This window comes from Gymnodinialimonas ceratoperidinii (assembly GCF_019297855.1).
GTDB lineage: Bacteria > Pseudomonadota > Alphaproteobacteria > Rhodobacterales > Rhodobacteraceae > Gymnodinialimonas > Gymnodinialimonas ceratoperidinii.
Genome location: NZ_CP079194.1, coordinates 1 through 24,743 on the forward strand (window position 1 = coordinate 1; position 24,743 = coordinate 24,743).

25 protein-coding genes and 1 pseudogene are annotated in these 24,743 nt (G+C 63.3%); 13 read left to right on the forward strand and 13 right to left on the reverse strand.

What is annotated here, in order from left to right; genetic code table 11:
* From tuf to KYE46_RS00015, 3 genes and pseudogenes are all read right to left on the reverse strand, one after another.
* Positions 1-1,011, reverse strand: a pseudogene (gene tuf / locus KYE46_RS00005) (elongation factor Tu); the annotation flags it as partial.
* Between the two features lie 114 nt (positions 1,012-1,125).
* Positions 1,126-1,806: a hypothetical protein gene (locus tag KYE46_RS00010; RefSeq protein ID WP_247716872.1), complete on the reverse strand. Its 681-nt coding sequence runs from the start codon at positions 1,804-1,806 to the stop codon at positions 1,126-1,128.
* A gap of 268 nt (positions 1,807-2,074) precedes the next feature.
* A complete protein-coding gene (locus tag KYE46_RS00015) occupies positions 2,075-4,378 on the reverse strand; it encodes a DNA topoisomerase IV subunit A (protein ID WP_219002509.1) in 2,304 nt (767 codons plus the stop codon).
* 151 nt (positions 4,379-4,529) lie between these two features.
* On the opposite strand from KYE46_RS00015, the gene KYE46_RS00020 reads away from it, so the two are divergent.
* From KYE46_RS00020 to KYE46_RS00050, 7 genes are all read left to right on the forward strand, one after another.
* Positions 4,530-5,174 (forward strand): SH3 domain-containing protein, encoded by a 645-nt coding sequence (locus KYE46_RS00020; protein ID WP_219002511.1) that lies wholly within the window; start codon positions 4,530-4,532, stop codon positions 5,172-5,174.
* A 99-nt stretch (positions 5,175-5,273) separates the two neighbouring features.
* Positions 5,274-6,101, forward strand: coding sequence for an SDR family NAD(P)-dependent oxidoreductase (locus tag KYE46_RS00025; RefSeq protein ID WP_219002513.1), 828 nt, complete (start codon positions 5,274-5,276; stop codon positions 6,099-6,101).
* A 54-nt stretch (positions 6,102-6,155) separates the two neighbouring features.
* The gene (locus KYE46_RS00030; RefSeq protein WP_219002514.1) at positions 6,156-6,365 is read left to right on the forward strand and encodes a twin transmembrane helix small protein; all 210 of its coding nucleotides are present in this window, start codon (positions 6,156-6,158) and stop codon (positions 6,363-6,365) included.
* Positions 6,366-6,368: 3 nt separating this feature from the next.
* Positions 6,369-6,941 carry a cob(I)yrinic acid a,c-diamide adenosyltransferase gene (locus tag KYE46_RS00035; protein ID WP_219002515.1) on the forward strand — a complete coding sequence of 191 codons (573 nt, stop codon included), beginning with the start codon at positions 6,369-6,371 and terminating at the stop codon, positions 6,939-6,941.
* A gap of 140 nt (positions 6,942-7,081) precedes the next feature.
* On the forward strand, positions 7,082-7,741 hold the full coding sequence (gene trhA / locus KYE46_RS00040; RefSeq protein WP_219002516.1) for a PAQR family membrane homeostasis protein TrhA: 660 nt from the start codon (positions 7,082-7,084) through the stop codon (positions 7,739-7,741).
* Positions 7,742-7,876: 135 nt separating this feature from the next.
* A complete protein-coding gene (locus KYE46_RS00045; RefSeq protein ID WP_219002517.1) occupies positions 7,877-8,638 on the forward strand; it encodes an electron transfer flavoprotein subunit beta/FixA family protein in 762 nt (253 codons plus the stop codon).
* Complete coding sequence (locus KYE46_RS00050) at positions 8,639-9,565, forward strand: electron transfer flavoprotein subunit alpha/FixB family protein (RefSeq protein WP_219002518.1); 927 nt, start codon at positions 8,639-8,641, stop codon at positions 9,563-9,565. It begins immediately after the preceding gene.
* A gap of 65 nt (positions 9,566-9,630) precedes the next feature.
* On the opposite strand, the gene KYE46_RS00055 is transcribed toward KYE46_RS00050, so the two are convergent.
* Positions 9,631-10,449 carry a DUF6473 family protein gene (locus KYE46_RS00055; protein ID WP_219002520.1) on the reverse strand — a complete coding sequence of 273 codons (819 nt, stop codon included), beginning with the start codon at positions 10,447-10,449 and terminating at the stop codon, positions 9,631-9,633.
* A gap of 193 nt (positions 10,450-10,642) precedes the next feature.
* Between KYE46_RS00055 and KYE46_RS00060 the strand changes: the two genes are divergently transcribed.
* Positions 10,643-11,521 (forward strand): 3-hydroxybutyryl-CoA dehydrogenase, encoded by an 879-nt coding sequence (locus KYE46_RS00060; RefSeq protein WP_219002522.1) that lies wholly within the window; start codon positions 10,643-10,645, stop codon positions 11,519-11,521.
* A 91-nt stretch (positions 11,522-11,612) separates the two neighbouring features.
* Here the strand turns inward: KYE46_RS00060 and KYE46_RS00065 are convergent, their stop codons facing one another.
* The 7 genes from KYE46_RS00065 to KYE46_RS00095 are packed head-to-tail and all read right to left on the reverse strand — an operon-like array spanning position 11,613 to position 17,124.
* Positions 11,613-12,509, reverse strand: coding sequence for a lysophospholipid acyltransferase family protein (locus tag KYE46_RS00065; RefSeq protein ID WP_219002524.1), 897 nt, complete (start codon positions 12,507-12,509; stop codon positions 11,613-11,615).
* A gap of 45 nt (positions 12,510-12,554) precedes the next feature.
* Positions 12,555-12,836, reverse strand: a complete 282-nt coding sequence (locus KYE46_RS00070; protein ID WP_219002525.1) for an HPr family phosphocarrier protein — start codon at positions 12,834-12,836, stop codon at positions 12,555-12,557.
* A 16-nt stretch (positions 12,837-12,852) separates the two neighbouring features.
* The gene (locus KYE46_RS00075) at positions 12,853-13,245 is read right to left on the reverse strand and encodes a PTS sugar transporter subunit IIA (RefSeq protein WP_219002526.1); all 393 of its coding nucleotides are present in this window, start codon (positions 13,243-13,245) and stop codon (positions 12,853-12,855) included.
* Positions 13,242-14,195, reverse strand: a complete 954-nt coding sequence (gene rapZ, locus KYE46_RS00080; RefSeq protein ID WP_219002527.1) for an RNase adapter RapZ — start codon at positions 14,193-14,195, stop codon at positions 13,242-13,244. Before rapZ ends, KYE46_RS00075 begins: the two co-directional genes overlap by 4 nt.
* Before the next feature lie 28 nt (positions 14,196-14,223).
* A complete protein-coding gene (locus KYE46_RS00085; protein WP_219002528.1) occupies positions 14,224-14,685 on the reverse strand; it encodes an HPr kinase/phosphorylase in 462 nt (153 codons plus the stop codon).
* Positions 14,686-14,688: 3 nt separating this feature from the next.
* Entirely contained in the window at positions 14,689-16,395 is a 1,707-nt protein-coding gene (locus tag KYE46_RS00090) for a sensor histidine kinase (protein WP_219002529.1), read from the reverse strand.
* 27 nt (positions 16,396-16,422) lie between these two features.
* Positions 16,423-17,124 carry a response regulator transcription factor gene (locus KYE46_RS00095; protein WP_219002530.1) on the reverse strand — a complete coding sequence of 234 codons (702 nt, stop codon included), beginning with the start codon at positions 17,122-17,124 and terminating at the stop codon, positions 16,423-16,425.
* Between the two features lie 359 nt (positions 17,125-17,483).
* Between KYE46_RS00095 and KYE46_RS00100 the strand changes: the two genes are divergently transcribed.
* The 3 genes from KYE46_RS00100 to KYE46_RS00110 all read left to right on the forward strand — a co-directional run bounded on the left by KYE46_RS00100 (position 17,484) and on the right by KYE46_RS00110 (position 20,848).
* On the forward strand, positions 17,484-19,079 hold the full coding sequence (locus KYE46_RS00100) for a phosphoenolpyruvate carboxykinase (protein WP_219002532.1): 1,596 nt from the start codon (positions 17,484-17,486) through the stop codon (positions 19,077-19,079).
* Between the two features lie 131 nt (positions 19,080-19,210).
* The gene (locus KYE46_RS00105; RefSeq protein WP_219002534.1) at positions 19,211-19,756 is read left to right on the forward strand and encodes a DUF3859 domain-containing protein; all 546 of its coding nucleotides are present in this window, start codon (positions 19,211-19,213) and stop codon (positions 19,754-19,756) included.
* An 84-nt stretch (positions 19,757-19,840) separates the two neighbouring features.
* The gene (locus KYE46_RS00110) at positions 19,841-20,848 is read left to right on the forward strand and encodes a hypothetical protein (protein ID WP_219002537.1); all 1,008 of its coding nucleotides are present in this window, start codon (positions 19,841-19,843) and stop codon (positions 20,846-20,848) included.
* Here KYE46_RS00110 and KYE46_RS00115 read toward each other — a convergent pair.
* Positions 20,787-21,560 carry a sulfite exporter TauE/SafE family protein gene (locus tag KYE46_RS00115; protein WP_219002539.1) on the reverse strand — a complete coding sequence of 258 codons (774 nt, stop codon included), beginning with the start codon at positions 21,558-21,560 and terminating at the stop codon, positions 20,787-20,789. The two genes, KYE46_RS00110 and KYE46_RS00115, sit on opposite strands and share 62 nt — an antisense overlap.
* Positions 21,561-21,709: 149 nt before the next feature.
* On the opposite strand from KYE46_RS00115, the gene KYE46_RS00120 reads away from it, so the two are divergent.
* Both KYE46_RS00120 and thpR read left to right on the forward strand, forming a co-directional pair.
* Complete coding sequence (locus tag KYE46_RS00120) at positions 21,710-23,392, forward strand: acyl-CoA dehydrogenase family protein (RefSeq protein WP_219002542.1); 1,683 nt, start codon at positions 21,710-21,712, stop codon at positions 23,390-23,392.
* The gene (gene thpR, locus KYE46_RS00125; protein ID WP_219002544.1) at positions 23,393-23,929 is read left to right on the forward strand and encodes an RNA 2',3'-cyclic phosphodiesterase; all 537 of its coding nucleotides are present in this window, start codon (positions 23,393-23,395) and stop codon (positions 23,927-23,929) included.
* Here the strand turns inward: thpR and recO are convergent.
* The gene (gene recO, locus KYE46_RS00130; RefSeq protein WP_219002546.1) at positions 23,922-24,659 is read right to left on the reverse strand and encodes a DNA repair protein RecO; all 738 of its coding nucleotides are present in this window, start codon (positions 24,657-24,659) and stop codon (positions 23,922-23,924) included. The two genes, thpR and recO, sit on opposite strands and share 8 nt — an antisense overlap.
* Positions 24,660-24,743 lie beyond the last annotated feature (84 nt).

Sequence of the window (24,743 nt, forward strand, 5' to 3'; positions counted from 1 at the left end):
GCCGGTCACGTCCGTCGTGCGGAAGTAGAACTGCGGGCGGTAGTTGGCGAAGAACGGCGTGTGACGGCCACCCTCGTCCTTGGTGAGGATGTAGGCCTCGGCCTCGAACTTGGTGTGCGGCGTAACAGAGTTCGGCTTGCACAGAACCTGGCCACGCTCGACACCGTCACGGTCAACGCCGCGCAGCAGCGCGCCGATGTTGTCGCCGGCTTCACCGCGGTCCAGCAGCTTGCGGAACATTTCAACGCCCGTGCAGGTCGTCTTCGTGGTGTCGCGGATGCCGACGATCTCGATCTCGTCGCCCACGTTGATCACGCCACGCTCGACACGACCGGTCACAACCGTACCCCGACCGGAGATCGAGAACACGTCCTCGACCGGCATCAGGAAGGGCTGGTCCACGGCACGTGCGGGCGTCGGGATGTACTCGTCCACAGCCGCCATCAGCTTGTCGATGGAGTCTTTGCCGATCGCGTCGTCACGGCCTTCCAGAGCGGCCAGGGCCGAACCGGGGATGACCGGGATGTCGTCGCCGGGGTACTCGTAGGAGGACAGCAGCTCGCGGATCTCCATCTCGACGAGCTCCAGCAGCTCCTCGTCGTCGACCTGGTCGACCTTGTTCATGTAGACGACCATGTAGGGGATGCCGACCTGACGACCGAGCAGGATGTGCTCGCGGGTCTGGGGCATCGGGCCGTCGGCCGCGTTCACAACCAGGATCGCGCCGTCCATCTGCGCCGCACCGGTGATCATGTTCTTCACGTAGTCGGCGTGGCCGGGGCAGTCGACGTGGGCGTAGTGACGGGTCTCCGTCTCGTATTCCACGTGCGCCGTGGAGATCGTGATCCCGCGCGCCCGCTCCTCAGGAGCCGAGTCGATCGACGCGTAATCCTGAAAATCGCCAAACTGCTTCGTGATCGCAGCCGTCAGCGTCGTCTTGCCGTGGTCAACGTGACCAATCGTGCCGATGTTCACATGCGGCTTAGAACGTTCAAACTTTTCCTTTGCCATGGGATGGCACCTCGCACTTGGGGGCAAGCGCCCCAGACGGGACGCGAGACCAGTTTCATCATCGCGGGCGAGGTATGCGGGTTAGCCGCAAAAATCAACCCGCGACTTTACCTATCAAAGCTCGGGACAGGGGGCATCTTCGGTCGGCACGCATTCCGCGGCGGCGGCCTCGATCGCGGCTTCGGCCTCGGCGGCCTCGGCCAGGGCTTCGACACCGCTCACGGCGGCGGCGGCCTCTTCGGCGGAAATGTTGAACCATTCCGGGTTTTCCAGCATGAACAACTGGATACGCCGTGCCGCGTTGCGGGCGAGGATCTGCATCTGCTCGGTGCGCGAGCGGGCGATGCCGGAGCCCACCAGCATAGTCTCGGGACTCGTGCCCTCGAAGACGACGATCTGCTCGGATTCCTCGTGCAGCTTGCGACCCAGGGCGTCGTCCCAGATGTTCACCGACAGCACGAGAATCGAGCGCGGGCTCAGCACGATCGGGATGCCGGGAGGGGCCAGCGCGTAGCCGTCGACCGCGACACCGATGTGGTAGAGGCGATCGCCCTCGTAAGCGCCGAAGCGGCGGTCGATCTCGGATTCGAGGATCTCGACCCATTCCTCGGGCGTGGCGTTCCGCGAGGGCGGCACCTGCTGCATGTTGTCGGCGACCACGATGTTGTGGGCGAGACGGAAGTCGCCCATGGGCGGCAATTCCTCTTCCAACGGATCGCCGGCGGCGCAGGCAACGAGGGTGGCAATCAGCGCGAAAGGCGCGAAACGGGACATAAAGCGGGCCGGGCGAAACATCGGACGGTCTCCTGAGTATAAGAATTTCGCCAGAAAGTACGGGCGTGGTGGGATGCGGTAAAGCCGTTGGATGCCCGGAACCAGAGAAGTGTTACTTAAAGGTTCACATGAGGTGCGCTATCGGCGGGGGTCCGCCGATGAGCGAGGGGGATAAATAGGCGGAAATCGCGGGTTGCCCATGCAATCGAGGGCAGTTTACGGGCGTTGAGAACGCGCTTTGCCCCGCAACCCGATCACATTTTTTTGCAATGCGAACAGTTAGTTACGCTTACGTGAAGCGGTTGTCGCGGGGGAAGCCACGGGGTGCCATGCGTCCGGCGCTGGCGCGCTTGGCGGTCCACTCGCCAAGCTCGGTTTCCGTCCGCGTCCGACCGGCCGGATCAAGCCAGGTGAGGCCATCCTCAAGCCGGAAGGTGCGGGCGTCCGAGAGGCCGCCATCCTTGAATTTCTGCAACCGGACACCTTTGCCGCGCCCCATTTCGGGCAGTTCTTCCAGCGGGAAGATCAGCAGCTTGCGATTCTCTCCGACGACGGCCACGTGATCTTCGCCCTCACCAACTAGCCGGCAGACCTTGGCGGTGACGCCTTCCTTCACGTTCAGAACCTGCTTGCCGGACTTGGTCTGCGCGAGGATATCTTCCTCCGCCACGAGGAAGCCGTCGCCCGCGCTGGAAGCCATGAGGCGCTTGGCGCCGGGCTTGTGGACGAAAAGATCGACGATCTGCACCTCGTTCGGCAGGTCCACCATCAGGCGCAGCGGCTCACCCAGGCCGCGTCCGCCCGGCAGGCCGTTGGCGCCGAGCGTGTAGACACGGCCGGTGGAGCCCAGGATCAGCAGCTTGTCGGTCGTCTCGGCATGGATCGCAAAACGCGGGCCGTCGCCGTCGCGGAACTTCATTTCCTGCGTCAGGTCCACGTGGCCCTTCATCGCGCGTATCCAGCCCATCTGCGAACAGACGATGGTGACAGGCTCACGCTCGATCATGGCCTCGAGCGAGACTTCTTCGACGCTACCCGCTTCGGCGAACTGCGTGCGCCGCGCGCCGCCGTCGGCCTTGGCCCCGAAGGTCTTGCGCACCTCGCGCAGTTCTTCCGCGATGCGGTCCCACTGCAGGCCCTCTTCGGCAAGCAGGTCATCAAGCGCGGCGCGCTCTTCCATCAAGCGGTCCCGCTCGGCTTGAAGCTCCATCTCCTCCAGACGCCGCAGGGAGCGCAGGCGCATGTTGAGGATCGCCTCGACCTGCACCTCCGTGAGCTCGCCGTCGCCGGGGCCGGGAGAGACGTAATCCGCCTCGGACATCGCGCGGACGAAGTCCTGACCCCAGTCCTCGCGCATCAACGCGGCCTTGGGGCTGTCATCATAGCGGATGATGTCGATCACGCGGTCGAGGTTGAGGAAGGCGATCAGGAAGCCTTCAAGCACCTCCAGCCGGTGGTCGATCTGCGCCATGCGGTGGCGCGAGCGGCGCAGCAGCACGTCGCGGCGGTGGTCGAGGAAGGCGCGCAGGACCTCCTTCAGCGAGCAGACCTTGGGCGTGCGCCCGTCGATCAGCACGTTCATGTTCAGCGAGAAGCGATTCTCGAGGTCCGACTGGCGGAACAGGGCGGCCATCAGCACGTCAGGGTCGACGGTCTTGGCGCGGGGCTCCAGCACGATGCGGATGTCATCGGCGGATTCGTCGCGCACATCAGCGAGGATCGGCACCTTCTTGAGCTGGATCAGCTCGGCCAGCTTCTCGATCAGCTTGGACTTCTGCACTTGGTAGGGGATCTCGGTGACGACGATCTGCCACTGGCCGCGGCCCAGATCCTCGATCTCGTATTTCGCGCGCACCCGGAAGCCACCTTTGCCGGTGCGATAGGTCTCGGCCATGCTCTCGCGCGGCTCGACGATGACGCCGCCGGTGGGGAAGTCGGGGCCCTGGACGTAGTTCAGCAGCGTCTCGTCGCGGGCGTCCGGGGTCTTGATCAGGTGCAGGCAGGCCGCGATCAACTCGTCGAGGTTGTGCGGCGGAATGTTGGTCGCCATGCCCACGGCGATGCCGGAGGAGCCGTTGGCCAGCAGGTTCGGCACCTGGGCGGGCAGCACCTCGGGTTCCTGCAGGGTGCCGTCGTAGTTGTCGCGGAAGTTGACGGCATCCTCGGAGAGACCCTCGAGCAACGCCTCGGCCATGGGTGTCATCCGCGCCTCGGTGTAGCGCGCGGCGGCGGGGTTATCGCCGTCGATGTTGCCGAAGTTGCCCTGGCCGTCGACCAGCGGGTAGCGAATCACGAAATCCTGCGCGAGGCGCGCCATGGCGTCATAGATCGCCGCGTCCCCGTGGGGGTGATAATTGCCCATCACGTCGCCGCTGATCTTGGCCGATTTCCGGTAGCCGCCGTTCGAGGCCAGCCGCAGCTCGCGCATCGCGTAGAGGATGCGGCGGTGCACCGGCTTCAGCCCGTCGCGGGCATCCGGCAAGGCGCGGTGCATGATGGTGGACAGGGCATACTGCAGATAGCGCGAGCCGATCGCCCGGCTCAGCGGTTCCGACACGGGGCGGTCGTCTTGAATGTCGTCATCACTGCTCATCAGAATTACCGACCTATCGTGACTTGATGAGAATAGGCAAGGAACCGTTTACGAGTTCGCCGCGTTTAGTCTGTGAAACCCCTATCATCGAATCGGCGGAAACATTATGCGACTGAAATCATCTCCCTACCCCCTGAGCCCCATGATCAAAATGTCTGCAACTCTCGCCGCTGCACTCTACGTGGCCATGATCGTTGTACCGGGCGAAAATCACGGTGCGCAGGTCGAGGTGACGAGCAGCTCGTCGCGTGCTTCCGACCCGATTACGCCGCTCTCTCCGCGTGAGGACAACTCTGGCGGTTGGATCCAGTCTTTCATCGCCAGTGCCGAGGCCGGCACCATCTCTTCCCCAAACGTACCGATCAGCCGCCGCCAGTATGTCACGAGCGGTAACGCCTTGATCGCCGATGAAGTGGGGAACCTGATGCTCGCGACCAACGCCGGCGAGTACTACATGGTCGATGCCGTGATTAACCCGGTCGATTTGCTCGGCAATGATAACGTGATCCCGAGCATCGCGGTGGCTGCTCTGGCAGAACCGCAAGACATCACCACCGCCGATGCCGATCAGCCGATTGCCGAGGAAGCGCCCTCCGAAATCTGGCGCGTGGCGGCCAATGCGGTGAACTTCCGCGAAGGCCCCTCGACCAACACGGCCGTACTGACGTCGCTGCGCCGCGGTGCCGAGGTCGAATTCCTCGCCGATGCACCTGACAACTGGGCGCACCTGCGCATCGTTGGCTCGGGCGTCGAAGGCTACATGGCCGCTGAGTTCCTCGAGCCGGTCGTCAACTGATTACCCAACGCCTGCGGATCGTGGACTTCCACTGATCCGCTTGCGCCTTGCATCCCCCTTGTCCTAGGCATCTCATGTCCATGGACGAGGGGTTTTTTCGTGACACGTTCCATCCTGATTACCGGAAGCTCGTCCGGCATCGGCCTTGCCGCCGCACGCGCGCTTCACACCCGGGGATGGCGCGTCTTTGCGACGGTCCGCAAACCGGAAGACCGGCTCCGGCTGGAGGAAGAAGGGCTTGAAAGCGGCATCCTCGACATGGCCGACACGCAGAGCATCGAAGCAGGGCTCGCCGACGTTCTAGAGCGCACAGGCGGCACATTGGATGCCCTGTTTAACAACGCAGGTTTCGGCCTGCCCGGCCTCGTCGAAGACCTGCCCACGGATGCCTTGCGCGAGACGTTCGAGACCAATGTCTTCGGCCTGCATCACCTGACCCGTGCCGTCATCCCCACCATGCGGGCGCAAGGGCATGGCCGGATCGTGCAACATTCCTCCGGTTTCGGACGCCACGTGATGCAATGGCGCGGCGCCTACAATGCGTCGAAACACGCGCTGGAGGGGCTCACCGACACGCTGAGACTGGAGATGCGCGGCTCGGGCATCCACATTTCGACGCTCAATACCGGACCGGTCACCTCGAAGTTCAGGCTCAACTCCATCGGGCCGTTCGAGCGTTGGATCGATTGGGAGAATTCCGTCGATCCCGACCGTTACCGGCGCGGGTTGCTGAAACACCTCTACGAGGATCGTGGCCCGGCGCCGTTCCAGCGCGAACCCGACGCCGTCGTGCGTCGCCTGATCCATGCCATCGAAGCGCCGAATCCGCGCCCGCGCTACCACATCACCCCGGCTGTCCACATCGCCGAGGCTTTGCGCCGCCTGTTCCCTCAAAGGGTGGTCGACGCAATCGCGGCACGGCTGTAGCCTTTCTCTCGATCCACGCTACCTCTCTCACTCTACCCCCGATCCGGAGCCGACATGTTAAACGATCCTCTACTCATCGCCGGACTGGTGGCTTGCGTCGCCGTTCTGGTCATCCTGCTCTTGGGCGTGAATTCCTTCCGCAAGGGAGGGCTTGAAGGCTCGAAGAGATCCAACAAGTACATGCAGTTGCGCATTGCGGCACAGTTCATCGCGGTCCTGCTTCTGCTGGCTTTCGTCTTCTTCCGCCAACAATCGGGAGGGTGAACGATGGTCGTCCTGAACAAGATCTATACGCGGACCGGCGATGCGGGTGAGACGGCACTGGGTGACGGCAGCCGGGTCACGAAATACTCTGCGCGGGTGTCGGCCTACGGCACGGTGGACGAGCTGAACGCGACCCTTGGCGTCGCACGGCTTCACGCGGAAGGCGAAATGGCCGAGCGGATTGCGATGATCCAGAACGATCTGTTCGACCTGGGTGCCGATCTCTGCACGCCGAACATGGATCAGGACGCCGAGCGCGAATACCCGCCACTGCGCATTGCGCAAGCGCAGGTGGACCGGCTGGAGGCCGAGATCGACGAGATGAACCCCAAGCTCGAGCCGTTGCGCTCATTCATCCTCCCCGGAGGCTCTGCTCTGGCCGCCCATCTGCATATCTGCCGTACCGTCTGCCGCCGAGCCGAGCGTCTGTCGGTGGAGTTGAGCGGTGACGAGGCGGTCAACCCCGTCGGTGTGAAATACCTCAACCGCCTGTCGGATTGGTTCTTCGTGGCCGGGCGGATCGCAAACAACAACGGCGCGGACGATGTCCTGTGGGTCCCGGGCGCCAACCGTTGACCAAGATGCGGATGAAATCCGGCGCAGGGTGTCGTCGTCTACGCGGCACCGCGCCATGAGCCGTGTCGGTCCCGCCCTGGTAACAGTTTGTTTGCTAAAGATTCCGGTAATGTTAACCTTTTTCAGGGTAGACTGATTTCATGCCCCATCTTCGATCCAATCGAGCATACAGCCGGGCCGAGTATCTCTCGGATGCGGTGGTTCATGGGATCGGCATCAGCGGCGCCCTGATCGCGGGGCCGGTCCTCATCACCCTCGCAGCCGTCTGGATCGGCGACCCGACCCTGATCGGCGCGCTCGCGATCTATACGGTCACGCTGCTGGCGATGTGGGTCTGCTCGGCGCTCTACAACTTCGTGCTGCGCGAAGACCTGACGCCGCGCTTCCGGCGCTTCGATCAATCCGCGATCTACTTCAAGATCGCCGGCACCTACACGCCATTCATCGCGCTTGCTTCCGGCTCTCTGGGGTTCTTCGCGGGCATCTGGGCCGTGGCGCTCACCGGCGCGTCGGTGATCCTCTTTTCCAGCCGATCCTACATCTGGCTGGCGATCATCCTCTATCTCAGCCTCGGATGGGCCGGCGCCGTGGCGGGTGGGCCGCTGTTGTCCGGCATCTCCCCCGCCGCCGTGACCCTGCTGACGGTAGCCGGATTGCTCTATTCCTTCGGAATCATCTTCCTGATGTGGAGCAAGCTGCCGTTCCACAACACGATCTGGCACGTTTTCGTCCTTGCAGGCACATCGATCTGCTACGCCGCCATCGTCGCGGAAATCCTTCACGGCTCCTATATCGCCTAACGCGGCGTCTTGGTGTCGAACGATGTCGATTTTGGCCTGTTTTCCCGTTCGAGTTGGCGCTATTCCTTCACGCAAGATTGTTGCTTGGGTCCGGTCTGAATCTTTGGATTGGACAAAGAGGTTTAGGAGAACGCCATGAAGGTCTTAGTGCCCGTAAAACGCGTGATCGACTACAACGTGAAGGTCCGCGTCAAAGCGGATGGCTCCGGGGTTGATCTTGCCAACGTGAAGATGTCGATGAACCCCTTTGACGAGATTGCCGTCGAAGAGGCGATCCGCCTGAAAGAGGCCGGCAAGGCCGACGAGGTCGTCGCCGTTTCCATCGGTGTGAAGCAGAGCCAGGAAACCCTGCGTACGGCGCTCGCCATGGGCGCCGACCGCGCCATCCTCGTGGTTGCCGCCGACGACGTTCACACCGACATCGAGCCTCTGGCCGTTGCCAAGATCCTCAAGGCCGTGATCGACGAAGAGCAGCCCGGCATCGTGCTGGCGGGCAAGCAGGCGATCGACAACGACATGAACGCCACGGGCCAGATGCTCTCGGCGCTTCTGGGCTGGTCCCAAGGCACCTTTGCCTCCGAGCTGGAGATCGAGGGCGACACCGCCAAAGTCACCCGCGAAGTGGACGGCGGCCTGCAGACCATCGAGGTGAAGATGCCCGCCATCATCACCGTCGACCTGCGCCTGAACGAGCCGCGCTACGCCTCGCTGCCGAACATCATGAAGGCGAAAAAGAAGCCGCTGGATGAGAAGACTGCCGAGGATTACGGCGTCGACGTCACCCCGCGCCTGCAAGTCGTCACCACGTCCGAGCCCGAGGCCCGCGCCGCCGGCGTCAAGGTTGCTTCGGTGGACGAGCTGATCACGAAACTCAAAGACGAAGCGGGGGTCCTTTAAATGGCTGTACTTCTTCTTGCCGAGGTGAACTCGGGCGAATTGGCGATGGACGCCACCGCGAAAGCCGTCACCGCGGCCGCGAAATTGGGCGACGTGACCGTGCTCTGCGCCGGGGCCTCCGCCAAGGCGGCTGCCGATGAAGCGGCGACGATCGAGGGCGTGTCCAAGGTGCTCTGCGCCGAGGATGACAGCCTGGGCCACCGCCTGGCAGAGCCTACCGCCGCGCTGATCGTCTCGCTCGCGGGCGACTATTCGCACATCGTGGCGCCCGCCACGACGGATGCGAAGAACGTCATGCCCCGCGTCGCGGCGCTGCTGGATGTCATGGTGATCTCGGACGCTTCGGGCGTCGTCGACGCCGACACCTTCGAGCGTCCGATCTACGCCGGCAACGCGATCCAGACGGTGAAATCCTCGGACGCCACCAAGGTCGTGACCTTCCGGACCTCGACCTTCGACGCGGCTCCGACCGGTGGCTCTGCCTCGGTCGAGATGATCGACGCCGTCGAGAACCCCGGCCTGTCGTCTTGGGTCGAGGACAAGGTTGCAGCCAGCGATCGCCCCGAACTGACTTCCGCGGGGATCGTCGTCTCCGGCGGTCGCGGCGTCGGCTCGGAAGAGCAGTTCGCCCTGATCGAGCAGTTGGCCGACAAGCTCGGCGCCGCCGTCGGCGCCTCGCGCGCCGCTGTGGACTCCGGCTACGCGCCGAACGACTGGCAGGTCGGCCAGACCGGCAAGGTCGTGGCACCGGATCTCTACGTCGCCGTCGGCATCTCGGGTGCGATCCAGCACCTCGCCGGGATGAAGGACTCCAAGGTCATCGTGGCGATCAACAAGGACGAGGAAGCACCGATCTTCCAGGTCGCGGACTACGGCCTCGTGGCTGACCTTTTCGACGCAGTGCCTGAGCTGACCAGCAAGCTCTGATCACACCTCAGCGTGCTTTTGAAAGCCCCGCCGGAGCAATCCGCGCGGGGCTTTCTTCTGAGCAGTCACGGCGCAAGCTCGCGCAGCAGCAACTCGGCCGCCCGCGCATGCAACTCCGGTCCCGGCAGCAGGCGGGCCGCTGCCTCCTCTCTCGGGCCGTAGAACTTGCCGGCCACGCCCTCCGCATCCACGCCCTCCTCCGGCGCCGCAATCGTGACCGAGGCTGCATCCTGAGCAACGGCTGCCAACATGTCACCCGTGACGAACAGAGGATTGTGGGCGCTGGTCAACTCTACCGGCGTGGTCGGCAACCGATGCGACAGCCACAGAAGATGTACCGGCACCGCAAGGCTGCTCAGGTACCGCCGCATCCGCGCGACCCATGCGGTCTCAAGCTCTGTCCGAACGATCTGGAACCGATCCTCCGAGACCTTGCGCAGATGGTTCAGCAGATGCCGCGTGAAGTGAAACTCGGTGAAATCCACCTGCGGATAGATCGTCCGCAACATGGCGCTCGCGCTCAGAAACCTATCGTTGCGGCGCGGATGCACCGAATAGAACCGGTTCGTGATATTATGCGCACTGGTGATCTGCATCACCACGGCCTCCGCCTCCGCCACGGCGCTGGCGATGGCCGGATCGGTCGTCATGACATCCAGCCCGGCGTTGATCACCCCGAGGTTGAGCACGGGCAGATCCAGCGCCTCGTCCAATTGCGTGGCGAAGGGGGCATCGATGAACCGTCCGAACGTCTCGGACGATCCAAGACAGACAACCGCCGGCCCTTGATCCGCCTTGATCGGCCCCCGAAAGCGCAGGGCAGATCCCGGCAGCGCCGACGGCTGATAGTCCAAGGGCATACGCCCACGTAGTTCAAAACTCATTTTCTCGCTCCAGTCACGAAGAGACTCACCCGCCCTCACCATCGCCGCGAAAAGTTACCCAACAGCTAACCCTATGATTTCACTAAAACTTGCGTAAATTTCACTCACCGCTGCGGCCGCGCGCCTTCGGCTTGTATCCCCCCACGGCCAAGGCCTATTGTGTGCCCGATCAAACGCGCCGAGGGGACAGCTTATGGAAATCAAAAGCATTGGGATCGTTGGCGCGGGTCAGATGGGCAATGGCATCGCCCATGTCTGCGCCTTGGCCGGTTACGACGTCATCATGTCAGACGTCAGCCAGGAGGCGCTGGATAACGCCGTCGCCCTGATCGACCGCAATCTGGTGCGCCAGGTGAGCCGCGAGAAGATCAGCCAGGCCGACAAGGATACGGCGATGGGCCGGATCAGCACGACGCTGAAGCTCTCCGACATCGGCCCCTCGGACCTGATAATCGAAGCCGCGACCGAGCGGGAGACCGTGAAGCAGGCGATCTTCGAAGACCTGTTGCCGCACCTGAAGCCCAATACGATCCTGACGTCGAACACCTCGTCGATCTCGATCACCCGCCTCGCCTCGCGCACCGACCGGCCCGAGAAGTTCATGGGTTTCCACTTCATGAACCCGGTCCCCGTCATGCAGCTGGTGGAATTGATCCGCGGCATCGCCACCGACGAGCCGACCTTCAAGGCCTGCAAGTCGGTCGTCGACCGCCTCGGAAAGACCGCCGCTACCGCCGAGGACTTCCCCGCCTTCATCGTCAACCGCATCCTGATGCCGATGATCAACGAGGCGGTCTACACGCTCTACGAGGGCGTCGGAAACGTTACCTCCATCGACATGGCGATGAAGCTCGGCACCAACCACCCGATGGGCCCGCTCGAACTTGCCGATTTCATCGGCCTCGATACCTGTCTTGCCATCATGAACGTGCTGCACGACGGGCTGGCGGACACCAAATACCGCCCCTGCCCCCTGCTCACCAAGTACGTCGAAGCAGGCTGGCTCGGACGCAAGACGCAACGGGGCTTCTACGACTATCGCGGTGAAGGCGATCCGGTGCCGACGCGCTGAACCGCTCCTTCATCTTGGTAAATACAACTCAATCCCGCCCGCACCACACGCGCTGACGGCCGACACGGCGCAAGGCCCGGCCAACCAAGGCCTATTGGTCGGGATTCTCACCGAGCGACAGGGTCCGCGCACGTAACCACGCCATGAATTCGCGCGGCTTGCCGATGCGTTCCTGCCACTCGTCCGGTGTGATCGGCTTGCCGATGATGGGCGCCTGCGGCTTGTCGAAGCTCTTCACCACCTCGTGGATCAGCAGGCCCTGACGGATGACCGGACTGATCCGGTTCGCAATCTGGTAGGCGCGGCTGTTCTGGCCGGTGAAGAAACACGGCACGATGGTGGCGCCGGAGTTACGGATCATCTTGGCGGTGAAAACGTTCCATTCACCCTCGATCGGCTGGCCCCACATCCGGTCCGAGGCGGCAACAGCGCCCGACGGAAACAGGGAGATCAAGCCGCCCGCCTTCAGATGCGCCATCGCAGCGGCGCGCATGTCGAGCATTTTCTGCTGCGCATCCGGCTCGTGGGGGAACGGCACCGAGATCATGTAGCCCGAAGCGGCTTCGTCAATGCCGGTTAGCAACGCACGGGTCAGGATACGGTAATCGTCCCGACGGCGTCCGATCAGATCGGCCAGGATCATGCCATCGACCAATCCGTGGGGATGATTGGCCACGAATACGACCGGGCCCTCGGCGGGAATGCGGTCCAACTGGTGCTGTGGGGTTTGCAGATCAATCCCCATGACCCGCATCGTGGCGGGCCAGAACGCCTGTCCCTTGAATTCGCCCAGGCTCTCGAACTGACGAATGCGGCGGATCACCGTGATCTTGCCTGTCATCCACTCGATTGCCTTGATCGTGTAGCGCACCAAGGGGTTCGGGAACGAGTTGGCGTAGGTCAGTGAGCGTCGGTCATAGGTACCATCGGGACCTGTGCCGCGAGTCGGCGCGGGCGCCGAAACATTTCGGGTACTCAGGTCCGTCATATGCCCTCGTCTTCCTCCATCCGTCACGACCGTGCCTCCGGCCCTTCAGGTGTCTTCGCCGAACCGGTCGGCGACCAGAGCTTCCAGCGCATCCGCAAGGCGGTCTGCCTCAGCTCCACTGGTTTCAACCTCAATAAAGGTTCCCATGGAAGCTGCCAACATCAAAAGGCCCATGATGCTGTCCCCGGCGGCGCTCAGCCCATCCTTGCGGACTGTCGCCGTAGCGTCAAAACCTTCAACCACCTCGACGAAGCGGGCCGAAGCGCGGGCGTGCAGACCCTTTACGTTGACGATCTTCAGCTGTCGGATCGTATTTGCATCACTCATGCCCGTCTCCCATCGGTCATTCCGGAGCCCCGTCGAAACTATTGATATAGCGCCGTCCGGCCTCAGCCGCGCGGGACACGGCTTCTTCCACGGTCAACTGGCGTGACTTCGCCAGTTTGACCAACATCGGCAAATTCACGCCCGTGAGGATCCTGCGATTGGCCGGACGACAGGCGCGCAGCGACAGGTTCGACGGCGAGCCGCCGTACATGTCGGTGACCACGACGACGCCGTCGCCGACGTCCACCTCGTCCGCCGCATCGCAGATTTCACGCGTGCGGGACGAGCGGTCGTCCTCCGGCCCGATCGAGATTGCCACCATCGTCGGCTGCGCACCCACCACGTGTTCCGTGGCGCGCTTCAGCTCTTTCGCCAAGCCGCCATGGGCGACAATCACGATGCCGATCACGTTTGCATTGCCTCTCCGTCTCCGCCGGATACGGCGGACCACTTGATGGGTCCGCGATGTCGGTCGGTGTTACTGGTCGCGCTTCGGTCCACGTCCCTGTGCCTTTTTGACACCTGCCAGCCCTGTTCTGCAAGCCGCGTCGCGGCAAGCTCGGTCAGGGCGACCGAGCGATGACGGCCCCCGGTACATCCGAACGCGACGGTCAGATGGCTTTTGCCCTCTTCCTTGAAGGCGGGCAACAGGAGGTCGAGCATCGCGAAAACCTGCGCCTTGAAAGGCTCGAACCGCGCATCCTCGGCGATATAACCTTGCACGACAGGCGCGCGGCCGTCCTTCGGGCGCAAGTCCAGATCCCAGTGGGGATTGCGCAGGAAGCGGCAGTCGAAGACCAGATCAGCGCCGGTCGGAAGTGCTCTCTTGTAGGAGAACGACATCACCTGAACCGCAAGCTCCGCGCCCCCTTCCGAGCCGAAGAAGCGCCCCACCTCGTCACGGGTTCGATGCGGTGTCAGGTGGGTGGTGTCGATCAACACGTCCGCGTGTTTCTTCAGCGGGGCCAGCATCTCCTTTTCCAGCAGGATGCCCTCCGCAGGGTCGGCGTCGGGCGCGAGAGGGTGCCTGCGGCGGGTTTCGGAGTAGCGTCGTTCAAGGGTGTCAGCGGCGCAGTTGATGAACACGAGATCGACCGCATAGGCCGGGTCCGCTTCCAGCTTCTGGTGAGCGGCAATCAGGTCGCGGGCGTCGAAATTACGGGTTCGTGGGTCGATGCAGAGCGCCATCGGCCGATCCGGCGGCGCGCCCTCCAACAGGCGCGGCAGCAGGCTCAGTGGCAGATTGTCGATCGCCTCGAACCCGAGGTCCTCCAGCGCATGGATCGCAGTGCTGCGTCCCGCGCCCGACGGGCCGGTGACGAAGACCACGTGAGCAGGCTGTGACGACGGCGTGGACATGGGGGCAAGGGTTCCTGTGATGACCGGGTTAAACGTCCGCCCGCCCGTATCGTAGCAGCTGGCAGAGCGCAGGCGCCAAGGTGGTCCGTCCGGCAGCGAGGATCAACTCGACCTTTCGGCCATGTATGGTGCCCCATCGCCGTTCTGGCAACCGCGCAGGTTCAGGGCGCGAAAGGTCCACGACCAGCGCCAAAGGCGCGCTTTGGCAGAGGGGACCGGCGTGCAGCAAGCCGATGCCCCGTGCCTCGATCAAGGTAGGAGCCGCCTCGGGCCGTTGGAGCCGTGCGGCCTCGACCCACACGCCATCGTCGGCAATCAATCTGGCGCCGAGAGACATGAGGGCAAGCGCGAGAGAAGACTTGCCGCTGCCTGAAGGCCCAAGGATCAGAGCGCCCTTGCCTTCAACCGACACCGCCGACGCGTGGAAGTACAACCGCTCGCCGTCTTGTGAACTTGCGCGCGCCGCCAGATCTTCCGACCCTTGCGCCATGGCTCAGATCGGCAGGCCGACGACGAACCGCGCGCCAAGGGGCTCGGAGGCAACGTCAGCCTCCGTCGGGCGGATGTTCTCGGCCCAGATGACGCCACCGTGCGCCTCTACGATCTGCTTGGAAATCGCGAGACCGAGGCCGGAATTGTTGCCGAACTGGTTGGCAGGACGCTCGGAATAGAACCGGTTGAATACCTTCGTCAGAGCCTCTTCCGGGATGCCGGGTCCGGTGTCTTCCACCACGACCAGCACGCGGTTTTCTCGGCGGCGGGTCCAGAGCCGTACGGCGTCGCCTTCTTCACAGAACGAGATCGCGTTGCTGAGCAGGTTCACAAAGACCTGCGCCAGGCGGCCCTCCAACCCGGCGATCATGATCGGGTCGTCAGGCAGGTCGGTGATGAACTCGATCCCCTGCTTGGCAGCCTCTTCGGCGTGATATTGCGAGAGGTTGTCGAGGGTGGTGACGAGGTTGAACTCTTCCTCTTCCTCTTTCACCAGCTCACTGTCGAGCCGCGAGGCGTTGGAGATGTCGCTCACCAACCGGTCGAGACGGTGCACGTCATGTTCGATCACATCGATCAGACGCTTGCGCTGCTCATCGGTCTTGGCGAATTCCAGGGTCCCCACGGCCGAGCGCAGTGACGCGAGGGGGTTCTTGATCTCGTGGCTCACGTCAGCCGCGAATTGCTCGTTGCTGTCGATCCGGTCGTAAAGCGCGGCGACCATGCCGCGGAGCGCGCCGGAGAGGCGGCCGATCTCGTCCGGGCGCCCGGTGAGATCCGGAATGCGCACACGGTTTGGAGACATCTTGCGCGCGTTCTTGTCGCGGCCAAGTTCGGCGGCGGCAGAGAGGTCGGCCAAGGGGTTGGCGATGGTCGAGGCCAGCACCAGCGACAGGACGATGGACACCAGAAGCGCCACAACGAACATCTGCAACAATTGCTCCAGCTCAACCCGGACGAGCTGATCAATCTCACCGGCCGCCGTCGTCACCACGATCGCACCGACAATACCGCCCGCACCTTCGATTGGCGTTGCGGCCGCGTAGAACTGACCCGACGTATTGGCACCGCTGCGCAGGACGGTCGCGCCTTCCATTGCCGCCGCCACGAGGGTCGCGTGGGCTTCGGGCTCATTCTCCGTCGGTTCGATCGCGACGTTATTGCCGAGCACGTTCGAGAAGGCGGAGTAGATCGACACGAGCGCATCCGTGATCAACAGGGTTTCCTGTTGCTGCGGGCCCAACCCGCGCACCGGGCGCGCGCCTCCACGGGCGATATCCTGCGTCGAGGTCACCGGCACACCGTCGGCGGCGTAGACAAACACCTCCATCCCGTCGGGCACGCCAATGCGCGACAGGACATTCTCGGGATCGATGCCGTCGCGCGTCACCAGATTTGCCGGCGCCGAGGCCGGCAGGTTCGCCTCGAATATGTCGGACATCAGTTGCGCTTCACTCGCCAGCGCCCGTTCGCGCTGCACGACGAGGCTGTCTCTGACCGGGTTGAGCCAGAAGAACAGGATGCCAAGGGCCATGATGGCCATGAGGTTGAACAGAATGATCTTGCGCGCCAGTGGCGAGGAATTGAGCGCAATGAGAGAGCGACGCGACCGGGCCGCGCGCAATTCCGATTCGACACCCGATTGGGGGCGGTCCCAATCTTCGCCCAACACGATATCAGCCCGCTCGGCGGCGCGGCGGTTGGTCATGGAGACGTCTGCAGGCACGGCCGGCCCCTATTCTTCGTTGTAGCGGTAGCCGATACCGTAGAGCGTCTCGATCGCGGAGAACTCGTCGTCGACCGAGCGCATCTTCTTGCGCAGTCGCTTGATGTGGCTGTCGATGGTGCGGTCGTCGACGTAGACCTGCTCGTCATAGGCGACATCCATCAGCTGATCGCGCGACTTCACGAAGCCGGGGCGTTGCGCCAGTGCCTGCAGCAGCAGGAACTCGGTCACCGTCAGGGTCACGTCGCGCCCTTTCCAGGTCACCGCGTGGCGCAGCGGGTCCATCTGCAGATCGCCGCGATCCAGCACGGTGGTTTCCTCGGGGGCGCCAGCGGCATCGGAGGCGATCGCGTCCTGGCGGCGCAGGATCGAGCGGATACGTTCCACCAACAGACGCTGCGAGAACGGCTTGCGCACGTAATCGTCCGCGCCCATCCGCAGGCCCATCAGCTCATCGATTTCATCATCTTTGGAGGTCAGGAAGATCACCGGCATCTGCGACTTGGTGCGCAAGCGCTGCAGAAGATCCATCCCGTCCATCCGGGGCATCTTGATGTCGAAGACACCCAGATCGGGCAATTTGCGGTTGAAGGCGTCCAGTGCGGACTGTCCATCGTTGTAAGTTTCCACGTCAAAACCCTCTGCCTCAAGGGTCATGGAAACAGACGTCAGGATATTCCTGTCGTCATCGACAAGTGCGATACGCGCCATCGGGTCTGTCCTTAGATTACTGCTCGGTACTTTTATATTTTCGAGCAGTGTCCAGTTTTAAAACCAGAGAATCAATGAAAATCACGCCATTAGACCACCGGTTGCGCAGGACTGTGGCCAAATTGCGTTAATGGTCGGTGAAGCATTGTGGCTAAAATAGGGCAGATGTGCCATAATTCAGATTGATAGCCTCCGTGGCAGCGCGCGCAAGAATATTTCGTTTTGGTTGCGCTAACTGTGCGCACGCGTCCTGTTCAGTCTTGAAAACGTCATGTTATAGCGGGGTCACGGCATAGCACTCAGGCTGTGCTGTCACATCAGATCAGGGCGCCCGACCGCCCGACAGGAGCTAATGAGCCATGACCCATGGACGCGTGAATCCCGCACATACACTTGATCAACAAGGTATCTCGGGGCTCGGCTCGGTCTATTACAACTTGTTGGAACCCGCCCTGATGCAGGCCGCCGTGGAGCGCGGCGAGGGTCGCATCGGCAAGGGCGGCACGTTCCTCGTCTCGACCGGTCAGTTCACCGGTCGCTCTCCCAACGACAAATTCGTCGTGCGCACACCCGAGGTCGAGGACCACATCTGGTGGGACAATAACGCCCCCATGGCGCCCGACGCGTTCGACCGGCTGTACGCCGACATGCTGGAGCATATGAAGGGCGGCGATTACTACGTCCAGGACCTGTTTGGCGGCGCCGATGAGGAGCATCGCCTCGACGTTCGCGTGGTGTCGGAACTGGCATGGCACAACCTCTTCATCCGCCATCTGCTGCGTCGCCCGGACGCCGAAGAACTGTCCTCCTTCGTTCCGGAATTCACCATCATCAACTGCCCCAGCTTCAAGGCGGACCCGGCGCGCCACGGTTGCGCCTCGGAGACAGTGATCGCGTTGAATTTCGAGAAGAAGCTGATCCTGATCGGCAACACGGAATACGCGGGCGAGAACAAGAAATCGGTGTTCACCCTGCTCAATTACATCCTCCCCGGCAAAGGCGTCATGGCGATGCATTGCTCGGCCAACCATGCCATCGGCGACCCCGACGACAGCGCGGTGTTCTTCGGCCTGTCGGGCACCGGCAAGACAACGCTCTCTGCCGATCCGAGCCGCACCCTGATCGGCGATGACGAGCATGGCTGGTCCGACAATGGCATCTTCAACTTCGAGGGGGGCTGCTACGCCAAGACCATCAACCTGCGTGAAGAGGCGGAGCCCGAGATCTACGCCACGACGCAGAAGTTCTCTACCGTGATCGAGAACATGGTCTACGACGAGGATACGTTGGAGCTGGACTTCGACGATGACAGCCTCACCGCGAACATGCGCTGCGCCTACCCGATCGAGATGATCTCGAACGCCTCTTCCACCGGCAAGGGGGGCGCGCCCAAGAATATCGTCATGCTGACCTGCGACGCCTTCGGCGTCCTGCCTCCAATCGCGCGGCTGACACCGGCGCAGGCGATGTATCACTTCCTCTCCGGCTTCACCGCCAAGGTGGCGGGCACCGAACGCGGCGTGACCGAGCCAACGCCGACCTTCTCGACCTGCTTCGGCGCCCCCTTCATGCCGCGCCGGCCCGAGGTCTACGGCGACCTGCTGCGCCAGAAGATCGCCGAGCATGGCGCGACCTGCTGGCTGGTCAACACCGGCTGGACCGGCGGCGCCTTCGGCACCGGCTCGCGGATGCCGATCCATGCCACCCGTTCGCTTCTGACAGCTGCGCTGGACGGATCGCTGAACGAGGGCGAATTCCGCAAGGACCCCAACTTCGGCTTCGACGTACCAATCCATTGCCGGGACGTGGCCGATCTTCTGCTGGACCCGCGCCGGACATGGGACAATCCCGAAAGCTACGATCGTCAGGCACAGCGCCTCGTCGACATGTTCGCCGACAACTTCGCGCAATACGTGGACCATATCGACGACGACGTAAAAGCCGCCGCAATCTGAGCGCAGCGCCAATTTGCAAGGAACGGGCGGCCACCTTCATCGGTGGCCGTTTCCGTTTGGGCCGGATATCCGGGCTTGGGAATTGCGGCGCTACCGAGGTAATCTGACCGGGCTTTCAGCCGGAGAGACCCATGCGCCTTCCTGTCATTGCCTCGCTACTGTGCCTTTGCCTGACACTACCCGTCGCCGGCCAGAGCGACCGCGCGGCCCGCGTCAGCCCGCGCCTCGCGGCCTTCGACTACGGGATCTACTGCGCGCAGGAACCAGAGCGTCGGGACCCCGCCCCGGCCACGGCTTCGGGCGAGATCAACATCGTGCCCGCGATCCCGAATTTTGCCTTCAACCAGCGCATCGTTCCGGCCGAGATCGGCATTGGCTTCGGCGTTCTCGTCTCGGCCCCCCTTGGCGCGCTTTACGAGCCGGTCACGGTTACCGTCACCCACCCGCCCTATTCGCGCGAGAACATCACGGTGGAGCAATGGGTCACGGACGTCGATGACGGGCGCAACCTGATGGGGTTCAGCTTTGACCACGAATTCGAATTGGTTCTGGGGGAGTGGACCTTCTCGGCCACGACGCTGGACGGGGAAGAGCTCTATCACATTGCCTTCGAGGTCGTCGCGCCAGAGGCCATGCCGCAGGTCGTCAGCGCCTGCTTTGGCGCGTTCATGTCGTGACCCCTTCAAGGGTGAAAACCATTTCGTAACACTCATTGGCCACACTCACCGCAAATCCGAGTCGGTGAATGGAAGAGGCATGTGATGGTGAAACGGGTATTGTTGCATGTGGGCCTCGGTCGGACCGACACCCGGACGATCCAGCGCACGCTGGCCGCGCACAGGCCGGCCCTCGCCCGCATCGGCGCGGTCTATCCCGGCGAAGGTGACGCCCATAACGACCTGATCGGCGTGACCCACCCCAAGGGCCCGCGCCACGGCTGGTATCGGCGGCGAGGGCTCTCGCCAGAAGCCGCGCAACAATTGGCCGAGAAACAATTGTCTGCGATCCGGGCCGGGGTCGCCACCGGCGCATCGGTGATCATCCTGTCGAGCGGGTATTTCCAATCTCTCGGCGCCGAGGATCTCATGCGGCTCGACCAGCAGGTTTCCGGCCTGGGCTATCAACTGGAAACGCTCTGCTTCCTCCGCGCGCCGCTGACCCATACCGCCAATCGGATCACCCAGGGCGTGAGGCAGAACTCCGCCCGAATTTCCCAGATGCTTGATCGCCCCTATCCTCCCCTCGCGCGTGAACACTGCGAGGCTGCACTCCGCGCTTTGGGCCGCAAGCGCGTGCACCTGCGCCGTGCGGAGGATCTGCAGACAGGCTGGCTGACGGCAAACCTGCTGCGTGTCGCAGGCCTCTCTCCCGTGCCCGGCACGGTCCGGGACCTTCCCGGCCCGCCACCGCTCTGCCACGATGCCGTGTATCTCCTGGATGCCATCAACGCGGCCGACGTGGGCGAGGGCCCCGAGCGGCCTCTGTTCAAGCACCACGAAGCAGAGCTCTACGCCATGAAGGGGCGCCCTTTCGTGCTGCCACCGGACGCCGCTCGCCGGGTGCAGGCGCACTCACGAATCGAGCAGGATTGGCTGTTCCGCCATTTCGGCGTGTCTTACCCGGCGCTGAAAATCAGAGACGTGCCGACACATTGGCAGGAAATCGAATGGGCCGCCGACGCCTTGGCCGAGGTCACGCGCGCCGAGTTCAACCAATCAATCCACGACGCACAAGATTGGCCCCCGCAATCACAAGCAATGTCAGCGTGAGCTTGCGAAAGAGCTCCGGGTCCAGCTTCTCTCCGACCTTGAAGCCCGCCAGCATCCCCACGAACACGGGCACAAGCAACAGCATCGAAAAGGGCGTGGTGGCAGCGTTCAGGACGCCAGACTGCAAATGCCCGGCCAGCAGCGCGGTCGCGCCAAGGCTGTAGACGACGCCTTGCACCAGGAGCTGCCGCATCTTCGGCGTCTCCAACGCGAGCAGATACAGCACCGTCAGCGGCCCCCATGATCCGGTGAAACCGCCGAGAACCCCGGTCATCGCGCCGATCACCCATTCTGCAACGCGGCGACGCGCTTCCGGGATCGTGAACCTGACGCCCGCCAATTGCACGACCGAGAGCGCGACGACGGGTACGCCAAGGATGAGGTAAAATACCCTCTCCGGCAGCAGGACAACAAACTGCGTCACGATCAGGATCAGGACGCAGACAGTCAGGATGTAGCGCCGATGCTCTTTGACGGCGTCGATGATTTCCGCGAGTGGGTGACGCGCGACTTGCAGGAAATTCGACACCAATGCAGGGAAAACAACGCCTGCAACGGCGATGAGAGGGTCGAGGAACAGCGACAACCCCGAGGTGATGATTAGCGGGACACCGAACCCGATCGCCCCCTTGACGACGCCCGCAAACAACGTGACCCCGATGGCTGCCAGAAAGGCCCAAAGCGGCATCAGGTTTGCGAAATCTTCAAACATGGGTCCGTTCTAAGCCGGGAACTCCGGCGCCGCACCCGGAATCGTCTGCGACATTTTCGTGCGGAAATTTGTGCGCTGCAGCATTTTTGTTGCGCTGCAGTTGCAAACACCTTACCTCTCTCGGGACTCGAGTTCAGGAGACCGCTATCATGCCCCGCGACGCCCATCAGCAAAACGAGACATCCGTCATCCTTTCCGACCTTCTCCACCTTACCGAGCGCGCCGTTGCTCCCGCTGAAGCTCTCCTTGAAACCGCGAAGGCGTATCTGCGCGACCGGCTCTCGGTCGAGGGACGGGTTTCCGCCAAGCTCGTCGAACAGGAACAGACGGCCGCCCACGGCCTCGCTTGGCTCGCCACATATGTCGAGGCCCTGCGCCAGATGCACGGTTGGGCCGCGCGGCTGGATGTGGAGGGCAAATTCGGCGAGGTGGAGCAGCTGATTCTGCAGATCGCTTTCGGGGAATACCTTGCGCAGATGCAGGGCGGCATCCCGATGAGCCAGGGAGAGATCCTGCGGCTCTCGGATATCGGCTTGTCGCAAGAGGACCAGGACGCGCTGCGCACTGACGCGGTGAACACGCTGACAGCATCCGGCAATACCCAAGCCGCGCGCACGCGGCTGGTGGCTCTGATGCAGGAACGCTCGGCCGAGATCACCGTGGGCCATTGCGGGCTGGACGACGAACTCGACATGATCCGCGAGCAGTTCCGCCGTTACGCTGTCGACCGGGTGATCCCCAACGCCCACGAGTGGCACTTGAATGACGAGTTGATCCCGATGGAGATCATCGAAGAGCTCTCGGAAATGGGTGTTTTCGGCCTGACCATCCCGGAGAATCACGGCGGCCTCGGCCTGTCGAAGGCGTCCATGTGCGTCGTCTCGGAGGAGCTGTCGCGCGGCTATATCGGTGTCGGCTCCCTCGGCACCCGCTCGGAGATTGCGGCCGAGTTGATCCTCGCGGGGGGCACTGACGCCCAGAAGGAGAAGTGGCTGCCCGGCCTTGCCTCGGGAGAGATCCTGCCCACTGCCGTCTTCACCGAACCCAACACCGGGTCCGACCTCGGCTCCCTGCGCACGAAAGCCACGCGGGACGGCGACGATTGGGTGCTGAACGGCAACAAGACGTGGATCACCCACGCCGCGCGCACCCATGTGATGACGGTCCTCGCCCGCTCGGTCCCCGACACCGATGACTACAAGGGCCTGTCCATGTTCCTCGCGGAAAAGACCCCCGGCACCGACGAGGCCCCGTGGCAGGATGCGGGCATCAGCGGCGGCGAGATTGAGGTTCTGGGCTACCGCGGCATGAAGGAATACACGGTCAACTTCGACGATTTCAAAGTCGCCGGAGACAACCTTCTGGGCGGCAAGGAGGGCGAAGGGTTCAAGCAGTTGATGCAGACCTTCGAGAGCGCCCGCATCCAGACCGCCGCCCGCGCCATTGGTGTCGCTCAGTCCGCATTGGACGAAGGAATGAAATACGCCACCGACCGCAAACAGTTCGGCCGCAGCCTCATCGAGTTTCCGCGCGTGTCGGGCAAGCTGGCCATGATGGCCGTGGAGATCATGATTGCGCGCCAGCTCAGCTATTTTTCCGCCCGCGAGAAGGACAATGATCGGCGCTGTGATCTGGAGGCCGGCATGGCCAAGCTGCTCGGAGCCCGCGTGGCTTGGGCGGCGGCGGACAACGCGTTGCAGATCCATGGCGGCAATGGTTTCGCGTTGGAATACACGATCAGCCGCATCCTCTGCGACGCGCGGATTCTCAACATCTTCGAAGGCGCCGCCGAGATCCAGGCACAGGTCATCGCGCGGCGCCTCCTGTCCTGAATGCGCGCGTTCCTTGCGCTGCCGCTGGCCGAGCCGGCGATCGAGGCTCTTTTGAGCGTGCAATCGACCTTGCCGACCGGCAGGCCCGTGCCCGAGGACAACCTGCACCTGACCCTCGCCTATCTGGGCGAGACGTCTGGGGACGTGCTGGAAACGCTCCACGATCTGCTCGACGCGGCGCGCCTGCCTGCGGCTGAAGTCAGCTTCGATGGGTTGGATACCTTCGCCGAGATGGAGCGGGGGCTGACATTCGCCTCCGTCGCTTCGTCAGAGAGCCTCGTGGCGCTGCAGGCAAAGGTTGCCCAATTCGCCCGTCAAGCCGGGGCCGATCTACCGCGCCGCCGGTTCCGGCCCCACGTCACGCTGACGCGGGCCAACCGGCAGCCGAAAGGCCCGGCAAGAGACCGGCTTGCGGCGGCAATCTCGCAAAGGATCGAGGTGCCGGGTTTCACCGCCTTGTCAGTGAATCTTTACGAGTCGCACCTCGGCCCAACCGGCGCGCGCCACGAGGTGCTGGCGTCCTATCCGCTCAGCTAGGGCTGTCTTCCGTGGCCTTGCGTGCCAATGCGTCCAGCAATCGTTTGCGCGCCGCAGGCAGCTTTCTGTCTCCGAGGCTCGGCGCGAGATGTGCTGCGAGGAAATGGCCGGTGACTTCCAGCCCCTCGATCACGTCCGGTAACCCTCGGGACATGCCTTCCATCGCGGGCGACAGTGGCAGCAACCTCTCGGCCCATTCCCCCGCTGCCGCCCGCGACACCGCGCGACCGGTGCGCGGCGAGATATAGGCCAGGTCCTGGGTGACCCCGCTGACGGCGCATTGGCTGAGGTCGAGGCCGAAGCCCATCTCGGTCAGAAGCGCCATTTCCCATCCCAGATAAGCCTCTGCCCACCGGTCCGCACCGAGCCCGTCGAGAACGGCGATGGTGCGCGCATAGAGGCCGGGATAGGCGGCCCGCTCGGGCAGGGTGAACGCCAGCAGGGCACAGACCGAGGAGAGACCGGCCAAGGCCACTCGGTCCTCCATCACATCCGCCGCGCGGCCGTGCTTCAACTCGACGGTGTAGCTGCCCAGATGGTCCGACAAGCGCGCGCGCCAGGTGGCGTCCAACTGTGCGCCGACCTGCAGCAGAGGTGCCATCTTCCGCGACGCGCCACCGCGTACAACGCCCGCGTGACGGCCGTGTTCCTCGGTAAACAGCTCGAGGATCGCCGATGCCTCGCCGTGCCGTCGCACGGCCAAAAGGATCCCATCTGCGCGCCAGTCCATGGGGGCAGTATCGCGGCTCGCAGCACACAGCGCACGAGAAAAACGCCCGAAGACGCGCAGAAATCGGGCAGCCCCGGTAGAAAA